Consider the following 15,216-nt stretch of genomic DNA (forward strand, 5'->3'; position numbering starts at 1 on the left):
TTTTGAGTGTAAAGAAAAAAACAGAAATTTTCTAAAAATTCTTTCAATTTACAAAACCGAACGTTTTATATAGAAATTAGTTTCTCAAAGAGAAAATCTTAAAGTATGGTATAATATTAGAAATAAAAGGAATCTGGAGGATCAGAATCATGGTATCAACGAAAACACAAATAGCTGGCTTTGAGTTTGACAATTGCTTGATGAATGCAGCGGGTGTGGCTTGTATGACGATAGAAGAGCTTGAAGGGGTCAAAAACTCAGCAGCAGGAACCTTTGTCACAAAGACAGCGACCTTGGACTTTCGTCAGGGCAATCCTGAGCCACGTTACCAGGATGTTCCACTTGGTTCTATCAACTCCATGGGCTTGCCAAATAATGGCTTGGATTACTATCTGGACTATCTTTTGGACTTGCAGGAAAAAGAGCCAAACCGTACTTTCTTCCTATCTTTAGTCGGCATGTCTCCAGAAGAAACACATACCATCTTGAAAAAAGTTCAAGAGAGCGAGTTTAAAGGATTGACTGAGCTCAATCTCTCTTGTCCAAATGTTCCAGGAAAACCTCAGATTGCCTATGATTTTGAAACAACAGACCGTATCCTATCTGAAGTATTTGCCTACTTTACAAAACCTCTTGGTATCAAGCTCCCACCTTATTTTGATATTGTGCACTTTGATCAAGCGGCTGCTATTTTCAATAAATATCCGCTCAAGTTTGTTAACTGTGTTAACTCTATCGGAAACGGCCTTTATATAGAAGACGAGTCGGTCGTTATTCGTCCTAAAAATGGTTTTGGTGGGATTGGTGGAGAGTATATCAAACCGACTGCTCTTGCTAATGTGCACGCCTTTTACCAACGTCTCAATCCGCAAATCCAAATCATTGGAACGGGTGGTGTTCTAACGGGTCGTGATGCCTTTGAACATATCCTCTGCGGTGCGAGTATGGTGCAAGTAGGGACCACTCTTCACAAGGAAGGCGTCGGTGCTTTTGAACGCATTACCAAAGAACTGAAAGCTATTATGGCAGAAAAAGGTTATGAGAACCTAGAAGATTTCCGTGGGAAATTGCGCTATATTGATTAAGTTTAATAAAAAATCAGAAGAAAGGAGAGAAGATGCTAGCCATTGAAGACAGTCAGAAGTTGACTTTATCAAATCTATCTAGCTTGAACCTATTTACAGGGACAGATCAGGGTCAGTTTGAAGTTATGAAGAGTCAAGTGTTGAAGCAGATTGGTTATGATCCAGCTGATCTCAATTTTGCTTACTTTGATATGAAAGAAGTAACTTATAAAGACTTAGAGTTGGAGTTGGTCAGTCTCCCTTTCTTTGCGGATGAGAAAATCGTAATATTAGACCATTTTGTCGATATCACAACAGCCAAGAAACGTTTTTTAACAGATGATGAGCTCAAGTCATTTGAGGCATACCTTGATAACCCTTCGCCAACAACAAAGTTGTTGATTTTTGCAGAAGGAAAGTTAGATAATAAAAGACGGCTGGTCAAATTGCTCAAACGAGATGCGACTGTCTTTGATGCTATTGAACCCAAGGAACAAGAACTCCGCCAGTTTTTCCAAAAATGGAGTCAGACACAAGGTCTGCAGTTTGCGGAAAAATCTTTTGAAAATCTACTCATCAAGTCTGGTTTTCAATTTAGTGAAATTCAGAAAAACCTCCTTTTTTTACAGTCTTATAAATCAGATGGCATGATAGAGGAGAAGGATATTGTCGAGGCTATACCAAAGACCCTGCAGGACAATATTTTTGATTTGACTCAGTTTATTTTAGCTAAGAAGATTGATCAGGCCCGTGACTTGGTTAGAGATTTGACCTTGCAAGGGGAGGACGAAATCAAGCTCATAGCTGTCATGTTAGGACAGTTTCGTACCTTTACCCAAGTGAAGATTTTATCAGAGACTGGTCAGACGGAATCGCAGATTGCAAGCAGTCTGGGAACTTACTTGGGGCGCAACCCTAATCCTTATCAAATCAAGTTTGCACTGAGAGATTCGAGAGGGATTTCCTTGGCCTTTCTCAAACGAGCGATTTCTTGTTTGATTGAAACAGACTACCAGATTAAGACAGGTGTCTATGAAAAAGGGTACCTGTTTGAAAAGGCACTTTTGCAGATCGCGGCAGAAGCAAATTGAGCAAAAAACTTGAAAAAAGAGGATGATTGCGTTATCATTTTCATATAGAAAGAAAAAGAGGTATTACAGATGGCTATTATCTTACCAGACCTTCCATACGCATACGACGCTTTGGAACCATACATCGATGCAGAAACAATGCACTTGCACCATGACAAACACCACCAAACTTATGTAAACAATGCAAATGCAGCTCTTGAAAAACACCCTGAAATTGGTGAAGACCTTGAAGCCTTGCTTGCTGATGTAGACTCTATCCCAGCTGATATCCGTCAAGCACTTATCAACAATGGTGGTGGACACTTGAACCACACTCTTTTCTGGGAATTGATGACTCCTGAGAAAACAGCTCCATCAGCAGAACTTGCAGCAGCAATCGACGCAACATTTGGTTCATTTGAAGAGTTCCAAGCAGCCTTTACAGCAGCAGCTACAACTCGCTTTGGTTCTGGATGGGCATGGTTGGTTGTCAACAAAGAAGGAAAGCTTGAAGTAACTTCAACAGCAAACCAAGACACACCAATCTCAGAAGGTAAAAAACCAATCTTGGGCTTGGACGTTTGGGAACATGCTTACTACGTGAAATACCGCAATGTACGTCCTGACTACATCAAAGCTTTCTTCTCAGTCATCAACTGGAACAAGGTAGACGAGCTTTACGCAGCAGCTAAATAATAAAATATGGAGGGAAGAATTGTTCTTCTCTTTTTAAAGTTATAAAGCAGAAGTCTGACAAAATCGTCAGACTTTTTTCATTTTTATGAGAAACGTGCTAACTGCTAGAAATTATGGTAAAATAGAGTGTTAAGTAATCGTGGAAAAGGAAGACTATGCGTAAAGAAATTGCACCTGAATTATACAACTATAACAAGTTTCCTGGCCCAGAATTTCATGTAAATGGGGATAAGGTTGAGACTGAAGGAATTGCTTTTACCTTGGTTGAAAATATCAAGGATGCTTTCGATGTGACAGTCTTTAATCAACGCTTTTCAGAAGTGTTGACCAAGTTTGATTATGTCGTGGGGGACTGGAGTAATGAACAGCTCCGCCTACGTGGTTTTTACAAAGACGATCGAACAGAGGAAAAAATTGAAAAGATCAGTCGCTTACAGGACTATCTTTTAGAGTACTGTAGTTATGGTTGTGCCTATTTTGTTCTAGAAAATCAAGCACCGAAACGGGCTTCATTTGACAAAAAAATGCGTAAAAAAGAGGAGGAAAACCTTCCTAGAAGAGGCAAGAAACCTTCGCAAAATAAGAGAAAACCAAATGCCGATAAGCGAAATAGACGTCGTCATAAGGACCAAAAGTCTCAGAAAGAGGACAAGGGACAGCGCCATTTTGTCATTCGTCAGAAATAGATAGAGAATAAGGAGAAGAGATGAAACCGTCTATTTATAGTTTAACACGTCAAACCATGCAAGAATGGGTTTTAGAACAAGGAGAAAAGAAATTCCGAGCAGATCAAATCTGGGAATGGCTCTACCGTAAACGTGTCCAGTCGTTTGAAGAAATGACCAACCTTTCCAAGGATTTGATTGCCAAACTCAATGACCAGTTTGTCGTAAATCCTTTGAAACAACGGATTGTACAAGAGTCAGCTGATGGTACCGTTAAGTATCTTTTTGAGTTGCCAGATGGCATGTTGATTGAGACAGTACTCATGCGTCAACACTACGGTTTGTCAGTCTGTGTGACCACTCAGGTTGGCTGTAATATTGGTTGTACCTTCTGTGCATCAGGCTTGATCAAGAAGCAACGTGACCTCAATAACGGGGAAATCGTAGCGCAGATCATGCTAGTTCAGAAATACTTTGATGAACGTGGCCAGGATGAACGTGTCAGCCATATCGTTGTTATGGGAATTGGTGAACCATTTGATAACTACAACAATGTATTAAATTTTGTTCGTACCATCAATGATGACAAGGGGATGGCTATCGGTGCTCGTCACATCACAGTTTCAACTTCAGGTTTGGCTCATAAAATTCGTGATTTTGCTAATGAAGGAGTACAGGTCAATCTCGCTGTTTCCCTTCACGCTCCCAATAATGAATTGCGTTCAAGCATCATGAAAATTAACCGTGCCTTTCCGATTGAAAAGCTCTTTGCAGCCATTGAGTACTATATCGAAACAACCAATCGCCGTGTGACCTTTGAATACATCATGCTCAATGAAGTCAACGACGGTGTTGAACAAGCCTTGGAGTTGGCTGAATTGCTCAAGAACATCAAGAAATTGTCTTATGTAAACTTGATTCCCTATAACCCTGTCAGTGAACATGACCAATATAGCCGTAGTCCTAAAGAGCGCGTGATGGCCTTCTACGATACCCTCAAGAAAAAAGGGGTCAACTGTGTTGTCCGTCAAGAGCATGGTACAGATATTGATGCAGCTTGTGGACAATTACGCTCCAATACAATGAAACGTGACCGCCAGAAGGCAGTCGCAGCGGTAAATCCATAAAATGACTAAAAAAAGAGAATTATTCTTAAGATTGGGAGTGGCTGTTTACAGCCTATGTATTGTCTGTTTTTGCTTCACTCCCCAGCCTCAACTTCCTACAGGAGTGGAAACTCCAGGTATTCAAACTTTTGGACGCCTGGTTTTTCTTTTAACTCCCTTAAACTCCCTTTGGAATCTGGGTGAAGTGACCAGTTTGGGACAAGTCCTTTGGATCTTTTTGCAGAACATTTTAAATGTCTTCTTGCTTTTCCCACTAGTCTTTCAACTGATTTATCTCTGTCCAAATTTACGACAAACGAAAAAAATCATCCTTCTCAGTTTTCTACTGAGTCTAGGAATTGAGTGCACGCAACTGGTCTTAGACTTTTTCTTTGATTTTAATCGCGTCTTTGAGATTGATGATTTGTGGACCAATACCCTGGGAGGCTATCTGGCTTGGGTCCTCTATAAAGGACTGCATAAAAACAAGATAAGGAATTAGAATGAGTATTTTAGAAGTTAAAAATTTAAGTCACGGTTTTGGTGACCGTGCAATTTTTGAAGATGTGTCTTTCCGTCTCCTCAAGGGAGAACATATCGGTCTAGTCGGTGCCAATGGTGAAGGAAAATCAACCTTTATGAGCATCGTGACTGGTAAGATGTTACCAGATGAAGGGAAGGTTGAGTGGTCTAAGTATGTGACTGCTGGCTACCTGGATCAGCATGCTGTGCTAAAGAAAGGTCAAACTGTGCGTGATGTTCTCCGTACGGCCTTTGATGAGCTATTTAATGCAGAAGCTCGTATCAATGACCTCTATATGGAAATGGCAGAAGACGGGGCGGATATTGATGCGCTGATGGAAGAAGTAGGAGAGCTCCAAGACCGTTTGGAGAGTCGTGATTTCTATACCTTGGATGCTAAGATTGATGAAGTTGCGCGTGCTCTCGGTGTCATGGACTATGGCATGGATACGGATGTAACCTCTTTGTCAGGTGGACAAAGAACAAAGGTGCTTTTAGCTAAACTCCTCCTTGAAAAGCCAGATATCTTATTGCTGGACGAGCCAACCAACTATCTGGATGCTGAGCATATTGACTGGCTCAAACGTTATCTCCAAAACTATGAGAATGCCTTTGTCCTTATTTCGCACGATATTCCTTTCCTCAACGACGTAATCAATATCGTCTACCATGTGGAAAATCAACAGCTGACGCGTTACTCTGGTGACTATTACCAGTTCCAAGAAGTCTATGCTATGAAGAAATCTCAACTGGAGGCAGCCTACGAACGCCAACAGAAAGAGATTGCAGACCTCAAGGATTTCGTGGCTCGAAACAAAGCGCGTGTTGCAACGCGTAATATGGCCATGTCCCGTCAAAAGAAACTCGACAAGATGGATATTATCGAACTGCAAAGTGAGAAGCCAAAACCATCCTTTGATTTCAAAACAGCTCGTACGCCAGGGCGTTTTATCTTCCAAGCCAAGGACTTGCAGATTGGTTATGACCGTCCTCTGACCAAACCCTTAAATCTTACCTTTGAACGCAATCAAAAGGTTGCAATAATTGGAGCCAATGGTATCGGGAAAACAACTCTCCTGAAGTCTCTCTTGGGCATTATCCCACCAATCGCTGGAGAAGTCGAACGTGGCGACTACCTAGAACTTGGTTATTTTGAGCAAGAAGTAGAAGGTGGCAATCGTCAAACACCTCTTGAAGCTGTTTGGAATGCTTTTCCTGCACTTAACCAAGCAGAAGTCCGTGCGGCCCTTGCTCGTTGTGGTTTGACAACTAAGCATATCGAAAGCCAGATTCAGGTCTTATCAGGTGGAGAACAAGCCAAGGTACGCTTCTGTCTCTTGATGAACCGTGAAAACAACGTTTTAGTGCTGGATGAGCCGACCAACCACCTAGATGTGGATGCTAAGGAAGAACTCAAACGGGCGCTTAAAGAATACAAAGGAAGCATTCTTATGGTTTGTCACGAACCAGACTTCTATGAAGGCTGGATGGACCAAATCTGGGACTTTAACAAGCTAACTTAAAAGCAGTAAAAAAGCCAAGTCGAAATGACTTGGCCTTTTTGACTAGTAATTTAAATAGTTTTCAACTTCAGATTTCTCAATTTCTTTACCGTAGTGGCAAATCGGACAAGAAACGAAGTAACTCTTACCATAAGGGAAAAGTGGAATCCAGTAGAGGGTGAACTTGCGTCCAGTTTCTACAATCTCCCAAGTGTCAACATTGTTACAGTGACCACATTCGATCGCAGTTTGCGTATGTCCCAAATCTTTCTGATAACCTTTAGAACCCCAAAATAAAATCATGTCATCGTCTCCTTATCTGTTGATGGCTTATTTTTTGCTGAAGTCGTAGTCTTTCACGACTTCTATACTATCAATGGTGATAGCAGACGTTGGTTTGTCTTTCTCATCTTTTTCAGCTTTGGCAATCTTGTCAACAACATCCATACCATCAATGACTTGACCAAAGACGGGGTGTTTGCCGTCTAGACTTGGATTTCCACCTTCTTTATAGGCTTCAATGATTTTCTTTGGATACTTGCTTGTAGGGAGTTTAGCTGAAATATCTGTTGAGTTTTGATTGACGAAGAACTGGCTACCGTTGGTGTTTGGTTGACCAGTGTTAGCCATAGCAAGGGCTCCTCGGATATTGTATAGGTAAGGAGAGATTTCATTTTTGAAACCAGTTCCCTTGTCCTTTGTTTTATCCTTATCATGCCAGATAGATTGGCCCCCTGTACCATCTCCCTTAGGATCTCCAGTTTGGACCATAAAGCCATCGATGACACGGTGGAAGGTGATGCCGTTATAGTAGCCTTCCTTAGCGTGAGTAAGGAAGTTTTCAACCGCAAGAGGTGCTAGTTTTGGAAAGAGTTTGATGCGGATATCGCCTTGATTTGTGTGTAAAATGACCTCAGCTTCATCTTCAGCAACTTCCTTAGAAAGTTGAGGGAAGTTGGCATTTTCATTGGTCAATGCGTCATTCAAATCTTTGGCAGCCTGAGCAGCTGCTTTTGAGCTTTCTTCAGCTGAGATGCTGGAGTCGACATATTCATCACCACGGAGACTACGTTGGATACTAGTACATCCAACAAGGGCTACAGTTGATAGTAAAAGAAGGGTTGCTAGTTTTTTCATTGTTTTCCTCTCAAAAATTCATTTCTACCATTGTACCCTAAAAGGGAGGTGATTTCAAATGTTAATGATTTTACTAAAAATTTCTAGGAGTTAAAAAAATTAAAACTCTGTCAAGTTTTTTTCTTGACACCTGTCAGAAATCTGCTATAATAGAACATGTGCTAAATAGCTCAGCTATTTCACCGAAATAAAAAAATAAGAAAAGAGACATTAAAAAATGGCAGTTAAAATCCGTTTGACTCGTATGGGTTCTAAGAAAAAACCTTTCTACCGTATCAACGTAGCAGACTCACGTTCACCACGTGACGGACGTTTCATCGAAACAGTTGGTACTTACAACCCACTTGTTGCTGAAAACCAAGTAACTTTGAAAGAAGACCGCGTTCTTGCATGGTTGGCTGATGGAGCTCAACCTTCAGATACAGTTCGCAACATCCTTTCAAAAGAAGGCGTATTGAAAAAATTCCACGATTCTAAATTCTCAAAATAAGTTTAAAGTAGGTTGACAGATGGATACGATTGAAAATCTCATTATTGCGATTGTGAAACCTTTGATTTCACAACCTGATGCCTTAACTATCAAGATCGAAGACACACCAGAGTTTTTGGAGTATCACTTGGATCTTGACCAAAGCGATGTCGGTCGTGTTATCGGTCGTAAAGGTCGCACTATCTCAGCGATAAGAACGATTGTCTACTCTGTCCCAACTGAAGACAAGAAAGTAAGAATCGTTATCGACGAAAAATAAGAAAAGCGGGACAGAAGTCTCGCTTTTTTGTGAGGAGGAGAAGATGAAGGATTTAACGTTTAGACAATTACAAGCTTACTTACTCGAACATTACCAGCAATCTCGGACTGAGGAAGGTCTCTTTATCAAGCTAGTGGAGGAAGTCGGAGAAGTAGCCGAGGTCTTGAACGGGCGCTCTGGTCGAAAAGAGTCTGTCCAGGACTCAAATGAGGAACTAGCCAAAGAACTAGCTGATATCATTCACTACACCGTCGCAATCGCGACCATAAACGACATTGATCTAACCAAAACCATCTTTGACAAAGATAAGAAGGCTGCCATTAAGTACCAACATGAACGAGATTTGGAAGAATTTTTGGAGGGAAAATATCTATAGTGTCTTTTTTCTTCAACTTGTGAAAATCCCTAGAACGTGATAAAATAAAGGATAAGGGTTTTTAATAAATCATTGTTATAGAATGAGTGGATTTCTTTATGAAACGATTTGAAGTAACTACAAAAATTGGCAGCCTCTCTGTTACTTATAAAAAGCAAAAGAAAGTGCTTGTTTGTTTAAATGGCGCAGGTTTGCTACCAAGTTATGAAAATTTTTCACTTATACTTGAAAAACTTCCTCCCACAATTGGTTATTTGACAATTGATTTTCCAAACACAGGTAGGAGTCCGATTCATGACCAATCTGGAAAAAATCTGGACAATCTTGTAGACGCGGTTTATGAAGTACTTGAAGAATTGGCGATTTATGAATATATACTTTGTGCACATAGTTTGAGTGGAATTTTAGCTTGCAAATTGATGAACAAATCAATTAAGTGTCAGGCTTTAGTAGCAATTGAACCAACAACTAAAAAAGTAATGTTTTCTGATTTTTCAGAAAATCCTTATCCAGAAATGGAAGAGCAAATGAGACTGATTGAAGAGTGTGGCCCCGAAGTCTATTTTAAGAACATAACTCAAGCAGCATTTAGCTCTGAAACTAATGAAGAAATCTGGGATTTAGTGCAAGAAAAAGATTCAGAGTTGGAAAGACAAGTTCCAGAATTTCATATATATTGTGAGATTACTGAGGAAGATTTTAAGAATGTATCTATAGAAGCTCATGTCCCTGTATTTATTTTTTGTCAGGCTTATAGAGAAAAAGAATACAGAGACTCAGAATATTGGACTTCCAATACTAAACTCATTTTAGGAGGGAATCACCATTATTTACAATGGTCTGAATCAGAAAAAATTGCGAATATTATTCGAGAATTGTCAGAATAAGATGGAAAGAAGGAGAGTACAGGAGACAAGATGAACTACTTTAATGTTGGGAAAATCGTTAATACGCAGGGTCTACAAGGTGAGATGCGAGTCTTGTCTGTGACGGATTTTGCTGAGGAACGGTTTAAAAAAGGGGCAGAGCTGGCTTTATTTGATGATAAAGACCAGTTTGTCCAAACAGTGACCATCGCAAGTCACCGTAAGCATAAGAACTTTGACATTATCAAATTCAAAGACATGTACCATATCAATGCGATTGAAAAGTACAAGGGTTATAGTCTCAAGGTCGCCGAGGAAGATTTGAACGATCTAGATGATGGAGAATTCTATTATCACGAGATTATCGGTTTGGATGTTTACGAGGGTGATAACTTGATAGGAACTATCAAGGAAATCCTACAACCGGGAGCCAATGATGTCTGGGTAGTCAAGCGAAAAGGTAAGCGAGATTTGCTTTTACCTTACATTCCACCAGTAGTTCTCAATGTTGATATTCCAAACAAGCGGGTCGAAGTGGAAATCTTAGAAGGACTAGATGATGAAGATTGATATTTTAACCCTCTTTCCTGAGATGTTTTCTCCGCTGGAACACTCGATTGTTGGGAAGGCTCGAGAAAAAGGGCTCTTGGATATCCAGTATCATAATTTCAGAGAATATGCTGAAAAGGCCCGTCATGTTGACGATGAACCTTACGGAGGCGGTCAGGGGATGTTGCTAAGGGCTCAACCCATTTTCGATGCCTTTGATGCTATTGAAAAGAAAAATCCGCGCGTCATTCTCCTCGATCCAGCTGGAAAGCAGTTTGATCAGACTTATGCTGAGGATTTGGCTCAAGAGGAAGAACTAATCTTTATCTGCGGTCATTATGAAGGGTATGACGAGCGCATCAAGACCTTGGTAACTGATGAAATTTCCCTAGGAGACTATGTTTTGACTGGAGGAGAATTGGCGGCCATGACCATGATCGATGCGACTGTGCGATTGATACCGGAAGTGATTGGTAAGGAGTCTAGTCACCAGGATGATAGCTTTTCTTCGGGTCTTCTCGAATATCCTCAGTACACTCGCCCTTATGACTATCGAGGTATGGTCGTGCCAGATGTGCTCATGAGTGGGCACCATGAAAAGATTCGCCAGTGGCGGCTGTATGAGAGTCTAAAGAAAACCTACGAACGCAGACCTGACCTGCTAGAAAACTATAAACTGACAGCCGAAGAAGAAAAGATGCTGGCTGAAATCAAAGAAAACAAAGAATAAAGGAGAACCTTATGCAAGTAATCAAACGTAATGGAGAAATTGCTGAATTTGATCCAGATAAAATTTACCAAGCTGTTCTAAAAGCAGCCCAAACAGTTTATGTTTTGACTGATGACCTACGTCAAAACTTAGCTCAAGTTACTAAAAAAGTCGTTTTGGACTTGGAAGAAGCAAAAGTAGAACGTGCCACTATCAGCATGATCCAGTCAATGGTTGAGCACCGCTTGCTTGGAGCTGGCTACATTACAATCGCAGAACATTATATCTCTTATCGCTTGCAACGCGATTTGGAGAGAAGTGGTTATGGCGACCATATCGCTGTTCATCTTCATTTTGAACAAATTCGTTAAGAAAAAGAGTGGGATGCAAAGAACATCTCACTCTTTCTTAAATAGATTTTTCTGAGCTTTTTGTACGGTTGAGGGAACAAAACGAAGTCGTTTAATATCACTGATACGAATGATTCGGGTCACGTTTTTTGAAAAATTTTTGACGATAATTTGTTGGCGATTAGCATCGTGTTTAACAATATCACCCGTAAAACTTGTCTCAGCAAGTATGACATGAACAGCCGTCTTTCTTTGGATGGCTTGTTCAATCATAGCAGTGAGGGAGTTATCCTCGATTTGAGGATGATCATCATTCCCATTGAGAAAACCATGTAGTTTATCTAGAACTAGTTTGAATGTCTGTCTCATAGAATCCTCCCTTCTTATATATCCACATTATATAAAATTTTCCTAAAAACCACAAGATTTTTACGAATAGACTATAGAAAGCATATCACATAAAGGAGTTAAAATGGCAGAATTTACATTTGAAATCGAAGAACACTTGCTCACCTTGTCTGAAAATGACAAAGGATGGACAAAAGAACTAAATCGCGTTAGCTTTAATGGTGCCCCTGCAAAGTTTGACATTCGCGCTTGGAGCCCAGACCATACCAAAATGGGCAAAGGAATCACGCTTTCCAATGAAGAATTTCAGGTAATGGTCGATGCCTTTAAAGGGCAACAATAAAAAGAATCTTGAGTGCAACTCAAGATTCTTTTTTTAGGACACAATATAGTCACACAGAGAAGTTTTAGACAATTGAATAAAAGTCTCTCTATACTCTTCAGGTGGTGTTGGATCATCCTTACGAATCCAGACTTCAATGAAAGAGATTGCCATGGTCGTAATGATATAAGCGATGTCCTCTTTATTAAAATTATATTTCAGTTGGTAATTGACATTCTTTAGTACCCACTCTGAGTATGTTCCACGCAGAAATTCCTTCCAACATGGGTCGACTTGTGTGGTGTACAAGGTGTTAACAATTTCCCTTTTTTCGTATATGAGCGGAAGTATATGGTCTGCTAAAAAGCTGATAGGATCTCCATCATTGCTAGGGCAGTACTTATTAAAGACGTTAAAAATGTGCTGATTGGTCTCTTCGTGAATGTATTCGATAATATCTTCAAAGTTGTTAAAATGCTTTTGATAAATCGCTTGTCGTGAAATACCAGCTTCAGCAGCAATTTCAGTCATTGTAAAGGAACTACGCTGAGGATTTTTCTTAGCTAGTGTGATGAGAGCCCCAATGATTAGCTCACGAGTATTCTTTGCCATAGAATTACCTTTCTACTTATAATTATTTACAGTTATTTTTGAATGAAGAAAAATCAGAATGTTCAAGTTAATATAAACAATCAATGAACATTAAATTTTCTGAATCTTTTAGGTAGCTCTATTGTATCATAAATGATTTATAAAATATAGCTCAATCATTGAAAATGCGTTTTCTGAAAAGTATACAATTGCTAAGCATCCAAAATCAATAGAAGCTTATTCGGTTTGAATCAATTAGAATACTTTTCTACTTTGCATATTGTGAATAGCTATAATTTGAAGAATAAAACGATTAATATTCATACTGGTATAAGAATAGTCGAGTATCTAAATAGTGTACAGTTGATTCTTAGAAAGGAAATAGTCCAGAACAATTGTTCTGGACTATTCTTTTATCTTGAAAAATATGGAAGACTTTTCAATCGTTCGAGTAGGGGACGACTAATGAAACTAATGGCAATAATCTTACCAAGATCAGGGAGGATAAAGGGAAGGACGCCAACAGCGAGTGCCTTGTCAAGTGGCATACCAGCAAGGAAGTGGAGGCTGAGAATACCTCCGACAAAGACGAGGGAGTCACCCAAGAGGTTGGCTAGGAAAATGCGAATGTAGCCACTTTTTTGATGGATGAGATAAGATGTAAGTCCAGCATAGACAAGGTCGAACCAAAGATAGCCTGCACTTGGACCGACTAAAACGTGAAATCCAGCTCCTCCCCCTGCAAAAACAGGTAAACCAATGGCACCCAGCAAGAGATAGAGAGCTACAGATAGAACAGCTTCTCTGGGTCTAAAAACAGTAGCAATCAGACCAATCGCAAAGTTTTGCAAAGTGAAAGGTACAGGACCGATAGGGAGACTGATTTGTGCCAATACGGCGATGAGAGCTGCACCGATAGCAGGGATAGCATATATATGAGCTTTTTTCAAAACTGTTAACCTCTTTTCAAAATTATAGTAACTATTATACTAATTCAGAAAGAAAAGTCAACCTATTTTTGAAATCAAGGTAACAATTTTGTAACGGCCGATTTTACAAGTAAAAAGAGACCTCAAGAGGTCTCTTACAATAATTAGCGCATGGTTACAAATTCTTCTGAGGCGGTTGGGTGGATAGCTACTGTAGCATCAAAGTCCGCCTTGGTAGCCCCCATCTTGATGGCAACAGCGAATCCTTGAATCATCTCATCCACTCCATAACCAAGTCCGTGTAGGCCAATAACTTTTTCGTCATCACCGGCGGTGATGAGTTTGAAACGAGATTCTTGACGATGGCTTGTAACGGCTGAGTACATAGATGCAAAGCTTGACTTGTAGACTTTGATGTTATCTTGGCCGTATTCTTTGATAGCTTGATCCTCGGTCAAACCGACTGTTCCGATTGCTGGGTGGGAGAAGACAACAGTAGGGATAGTCGTGTAGTCCATCTTGGCATTTGTTTTCCCGTTGAAGAGGCGTTCAGATAAGGTACGTCCTGCCTTGATGGCTACCGGGGTCAGTTCCTTCTCACCAGTAACATCTCCAAGAGCATAGATGCCATCTACAACTGTATTTTGGTATTCATCTACTTGGATAAATCCACGTTGGTTGAGTGTGACGCCAGCCTTTTCTAACTCCAGACCGTCTACATTTGGACGGCGACCGGTAGCCCAGATAACTTGGCTGGCAGTGTGACTAGAACCATCTTCGAAATGAATGGTAATACCTTGCTCTGATTCTTCTAGTTTGGCTGGTACCTTATGTGTGTGTAAAGGTAGACCTGTTTTTTCCATTTCATTGACAAGTCCTTCAACGATGTAGCTGTCAAAACCACGCAAGGGACGATCACGACGGACAAACAAATCCGTTTTTACTCCTAGTGCGTGGAGAACACCTGCTAATTCAACGGCGATATAGCCAGCTCCAAGAATCGCAACGGAGTCAGGAAGTTGCTCCCAAGCAAAGACATCGTCTGAGCTGCCACCGAGTTCAGCTCCAGGAATAGTTGGGATGCTTGGACGAGCGCCAGTCGCAATCACGATATGCTTGGCACGAATCAATTCACCATTAACGCTGACCGTATGAGCATCAACGAAATGAGCACGACCTTCAATCAAATCAACCCCATTGCGCTTGAAACTTCCGTCATAAGATGAGCGAGCACGGTCGATGTAGGCTTCACGGTTTTGACGAAGTTTAGTAAAATCAAATTGAACATCTGAACTTGTAAAACCGTAGTCAGGGCCGTAGTGGTGGAAGTTTTCAGCGATTTGCGCTCCATACCACATGATTTTTTTAGGAACACAGCCGACATTGACGCAGGTTCCACCTAATTTTTTCTCTTCGATAACAGCAGCTTTTGCACCGTGTTCGCCAGCGCGGTTCATAGTGGCAATGCCGCCGCTTCCTCCACCGATGGCGATGATATCATATTCTCTCATAGAAAACTCCTTATAGCTTTGATAGTCATATTCTATCGTTTTTATTTTTTGAATGCAAAAATCTGCTACGATAAAAAAATTATAAAAACGCTTGCCAAATTCAAAAAGATATTGTATTATATATCTAGCACAATAATCCAATAAACGAATACCG

General features: G+C 40.4%; 21 protein-coding genes. 15 read left to right on the top strand and 6 right to left on the bottom strand.

Features of this window, described 5'->3' with window-relative positions:
• Positions 1-149: 149 nt before the first annotated feature.
• The 7 genes from GMD3S_RS0200375 (at position 150) to GMD3S_RS0200405 (ending at position 6,646) form a co-directional block, all read left to right on the top strand.
• Positions 150-1,085 (top strand): dihydroorotate oxidase, encoded by a 936-nt coding sequence (locus tag GMD3S_RS0200375; RefSeq protein ID WP_000255172.1) that lies wholly within the window; start codon positions 150-152, stop codon positions 1,083-1,085.
• 32 nt (positions 1,086-1,117) lie between these two features.
• Positions 1,118-2,155 carry a DNA polymerase III subunit delta gene (gene holA, locus GMD3S_RS0200380; RefSeq protein ID WP_000879622.1) on the top strand — a complete coding sequence of 346 codons (1,038 nt, stop codon included), beginning with the start codon at positions 1,118-1,120 and terminating at the stop codon, positions 2,153-2,155.
• A gap of 69 nt (positions 2,156-2,224) precedes the next feature.
• Positions 2,225-2,830: a superoxide dismutase SodA gene (sodA, locus tag GMD3S_RS0200385; RefSeq protein ID WP_000974732.1), complete on the top strand. Its 606-nt coding sequence runs from the start codon at positions 2,225-2,227 to the stop codon at positions 2,828-2,830.
• Between the two features lie 155 nt (positions 2,831-2,985).
• Entirely contained in the window at positions 2,986-3,516 is a 531-nt protein-coding gene (locus GMD3S_RS0200390; RefSeq protein WP_001224366.1) for a YutD family protein, read from the top strand.
• Between the two features lie 20 nt (positions 3,517-3,536).
• Positions 3,537-4,622, top strand: coding sequence for a 23S rRNA (adenine(2503)-C(2))-methyltransferase RlmN (gene rlmN / locus GMD3S_RS0200395; protein WP_000804762.1), 1,086 nt, complete (start codon positions 3,537-3,539; stop codon positions 4,620-4,622).
• 1 nt (position 4,623) lies between these two features.
• The gene (locus GMD3S_RS0200400) at positions 4,624-5,103 is read left to right on the top strand and encodes a VanZ family protein (protein ID WP_000163100.1); all 480 of its coding nucleotides are present in this window, start codon (positions 4,624-4,626) and stop codon (positions 5,101-5,103) included.
• Position 5,104: 1 nt separating this feature from the next.
• On the top strand, positions 5,105-6,646 hold the full coding sequence (locus GMD3S_RS0200405; protein WP_000025374.1) for an ABC-F family ATP-binding cassette domain-containing protein: 1,542 nt from the start codon (positions 5,105-5,107) through the stop codon (positions 6,644-6,646).
• Between the two features lie 42 nt (positions 6,647-6,688).
• On the opposite strand, the gene GMD3S_RS0200410 is transcribed toward GMD3S_RS0200405, so the two are convergent.
• Positions 6,689-6,928 (bottom strand): zinc-ribbon domain-containing protein, encoded by a 240-nt coding sequence (locus tag GMD3S_RS0200410; protein WP_000600214.1) that lies wholly within the window; start codon positions 6,926-6,928, stop codon positions 6,689-6,691.
• Between the two features lie 27 nt (positions 6,929-6,955).
• Positions 6,956-7,762 (bottom strand): peptidylprolyl isomerase, encoded by an 807-nt coding sequence (locus tag GMD3S_RS0200415; RefSeq protein WP_000731941.1) that lies wholly within the window; start codon positions 7,760-7,762, stop codon positions 6,956-6,958.
• Between the two features lie 217 nt (positions 7,763-7,979).
• Here GMD3S_RS0200415 and rpsP point away from each other — a divergent pair, with 217 nt between their 5' ends.
• The 7 genes from rpsP to GMD3S_RS0200450 all read left to right on the top strand — a co-directional run bounded on the left by rpsP (position 7,980) and on the right by GMD3S_RS0200450 (position 11,382).
• The gene (gene rpsP / locus GMD3S_RS0200420) at positions 7,980-8,252 is read left to right on the top strand and encodes a 30S ribosomal protein S16 (protein ID WP_000268760.1); all 273 of its coding nucleotides are present in this window, start codon (positions 7,980-7,982) and stop codon (positions 8,250-8,252) included.
• Between the two features lie 19 nt (positions 8,253-8,271).
• A complete protein-coding gene (kphA, locus tag GMD3S_RS0200425) occupies positions 8,272-8,511 on the top strand; it encodes an RNA-binding protein KphA (RefSeq protein WP_000379617.1) in 240 nt (79 codons plus the stop codon).
• A gap of 43 nt (positions 8,512-8,554) precedes the next feature.
• Complete coding sequence (locus GMD3S_RS0200430) at positions 8,555-8,887, top strand: MazG nucleotide pyrophosphohydrolase domain-containing protein (protein WP_000654125.1); 333 nt, start codon at positions 8,555-8,557, stop codon at positions 8,885-8,887.
• A 98-nt stretch (positions 8,888-8,985) separates the two neighbouring features.
• Complete coding sequence (locus GMD3S_RS0200435; RefSeq protein ID WP_000819211.1) at positions 8,986-9,774, top strand: alpha/beta hydrolase; 789 nt, start codon at positions 8,986-8,988, stop codon at positions 9,772-9,774.
• Positions 9,775-9,804: 30 nt separating this feature from the next.
• The gene (gene rimM, locus GMD3S_RS0200440) at positions 9,805-10,323 is read left to right on the top strand and encodes a ribosome maturation factor RimM (RefSeq protein ID WP_001105876.1); all 519 of its coding nucleotides are present in this window, start codon (positions 9,805-9,807) and stop codon (positions 10,321-10,323) included.
• On the top strand, positions 10,313-11,032 hold the full coding sequence (gene trmD / locus GMD3S_RS0200445) for a tRNA (guanosine(37)-N1)-methyltransferase TrmD (protein ID WP_008277730.1): 720 nt from the start codon (positions 10,313-10,315) through the stop codon (positions 11,030-11,032). The genes rimM and trmD overlap by 11 nt, the downstream gene beginning before the upstream one ends.
• An 11-nt stretch (positions 11,033-11,043) precedes the next feature.
• Positions 11,044-11,382: an ATP cone domain-containing protein gene (locus tag GMD3S_RS0200450; RefSeq protein WP_001196045.1), complete on the top strand. Its 339-nt coding sequence runs from the start codon at positions 11,044-11,046 to the stop codon at positions 11,380-11,382.
• 27 nt (positions 11,383-11,409) lie between these two features.
• Here the strand turns inward: GMD3S_RS0200450 and GMD3S_RS0200455 are convergent, their stop codons facing one another.
• Entirely contained in the window at positions 11,410-11,730 is a 321-nt protein-coding gene (locus GMD3S_RS0200455; protein WP_001250031.1) for a hypothetical protein, read from the bottom strand.
• A gap of 103 nt (positions 11,731-11,833) precedes the next feature.
• Here GMD3S_RS0200455 and GMD3S_RS0200460 point away from each other — a divergent pair, with 103 nt between their 5' ends.
• On the top strand, positions 11,834-12,052 hold the full coding sequence (locus GMD3S_RS0200460) for a YdbC family protein (protein WP_000807417.1): 219 nt from the start codon (positions 11,834-11,836) through the stop codon (positions 12,050-12,052).
• A 33-nt stretch (positions 12,053-12,085) separates the two neighbouring features.
• Here GMD3S_RS0200460 and GMD3S_RS0200465 read toward each other — a convergent pair whose 3' ends face one another.
• The 3 genes from GMD3S_RS0200465 to gor all read right to left on the bottom strand — a co-directional run bounded on the left by GMD3S_RS0200465 (position 12,086) and on the right by gor (position 15,062).
• Complete coding sequence (locus GMD3S_RS0200465; protein WP_001107627.1) at positions 12,086-12,643, bottom strand: TetR/AcrR family transcriptional regulator; 558 nt, start codon at positions 12,641-12,643, stop codon at positions 12,086-12,088.
• A 392-nt stretch (positions 12,644-13,035) separates the two neighbouring features.
• Positions 13,036-13,572 (bottom strand): biotin transporter BioY, encoded by a 537-nt coding sequence (locus GMD3S_RS0200470; RefSeq protein ID WP_000709011.1) that lies wholly within the window; start codon positions 13,570-13,572, stop codon positions 13,036-13,038.
• A gap of 143 nt (positions 13,573-13,715) precedes the next feature.
• Positions 13,716-15,062: a glutathione-disulfide reductase gene (gene gor, locus GMD3S_RS0200475; protein ID WP_001209550.1), complete on the bottom strand. Its 1,347-nt coding sequence runs from the start codon at positions 15,060-15,062 to the stop codon at positions 13,716-13,718.
• Positions 15,063-15,216: the final 154 nt, after the last annotated feature.

The organism is Streptococcus sp. GMD3S, from assembly GCF_000298695.2.
In the GTDB taxonomy this organism is placed as follows: domain Bacteria; phylum Bacillota; class Bacilli; order Lactobacillales; family Streptococcaceae; genus Streptococcus.

Bases quoted from the DNA above. Each gene is read 5' to 3' on its own strand.
- GMD3S_RS0200375 (WP_000255172.1), top strand. From the start codon at position 150: ATGGTATCAACGAAAACACAAATAGCTGGCTTTGAGTTTGACAATTGC.
- holA (WP_000879622.1), top strand. From the start codon at position 1,118: ATGCTAGCCATTGAAGACAGTCAGAAGTTGACTTTATCAAATCTATCT.
- sodA (WP_000974732.1), top strand. From the start codon at position 2,225: ATGGCTATTATCTTACCAGACCTTCCATACGCATACGACGCTTTGGAA.
- GMD3S_RS0200390 (WP_001224366.1), top strand. From the start codon at position 2,986: ATGCGTAAAGAAATTGCACCTGAATTATACAACTATAACAAGTTTCCT.
- rlmN (WP_000804762.1), top strand. From the start codon at position 3,537: ATGAAACCGTCTATTTATAGTTTAACACGTCAAACCATGCAAGAATGG.
- GMD3S_RS0200400 (WP_000163100.1), top strand. From the start codon at position 4,624: ATGACTAAAAAAAGAGAATTATTCTTAAGATTGGGAGTGGCTGTTTAC.
- GMD3S_RS0200405 (WP_000025374.1), top strand. From the start codon at position 5,105: ATGAGTATTTTAGAAGTTAAAAATTTAAGTCACGGTTTTGGTGACCGT.
- GMD3S_RS0200410 (WP_000600214.1), bottom strand. From the start codon at position 6,928: ATGATTTTATTTTGGGGTTCTAAAGGTTATCAGAAAGATTTGGGACAT.
- GMD3S_RS0200415 (WP_000731941.1), bottom strand. From the start codon at position 7,762: ATGAAAAAACTAGCAACCCTTCTTTTACTATCAACTGTAGCCCTTGTT.
- rpsP (WP_000268760.1), top strand. From the start codon at position 7,980: ATGGCAGTTAAAATCCGTTTGACTCGTATGGGTTCTAAGAAAAAACCT.
- kphA (WP_000379617.1), top strand. From the start codon at position 8,272: ATGGATACGATTGAAAATCTCATTATTGCGATTGTGAAACCTTTGATT.
- GMD3S_RS0200430 (WP_000654125.1), top strand. From the start codon at position 8,555: ATGAAGGATTTAACGTTTAGACAATTACAAGCTTACTTACTCGAACAT.
- GMD3S_RS0200435 (WP_000819211.1), top strand. From the start codon at position 8,986: ATGAAACGATTTGAAGTAACTACAAAAATTGGCAGCCTCTCTGTTACT.
- rimM (WP_001105876.1), top strand. From the start codon at position 9,805: ATGAACTACTTTAATGTTGGGAAAATCGTTAATACGCAGGGTCTACAA.
- trmD (WP_008277730.1), top strand. From the start codon at position 10,313: ATGAAGATTGATATTTTAACCCTCTTTCCTGAGATGTTTTCTCCGCTG.
- GMD3S_RS0200450 (WP_001196045.1), top strand. From the start codon at position 11,044: ATGCAAGTAATCAAACGTAATGGAGAAATTGCTGAATTTGATCCAGAT.
- GMD3S_RS0200455 (WP_001250031.1), bottom strand. From the start codon at position 11,730: ATGAGACAGACATTCAAACTAGTTCTAGATAAACTACATGGTTTTCTC.
- GMD3S_RS0200460 (WP_000807417.1), top strand. From the start codon at position 11,834: ATGGCAGAATTTACATTTGAAATCGAAGAACACTTGCTCACCTTGTCT.
- GMD3S_RS0200465 (WP_001107627.1), bottom strand. From the start codon at position 12,643: ATGGCAAAGAATACTCGTGAGCTAATCATTGGGGCTCTCATCACACTA.
- gor (WP_001209550.1), bottom strand. From the start codon at position 15,062: ATGAGAGAATATGATATCATCGCCATCGGTGGAGGAAGCGGCGGCATT.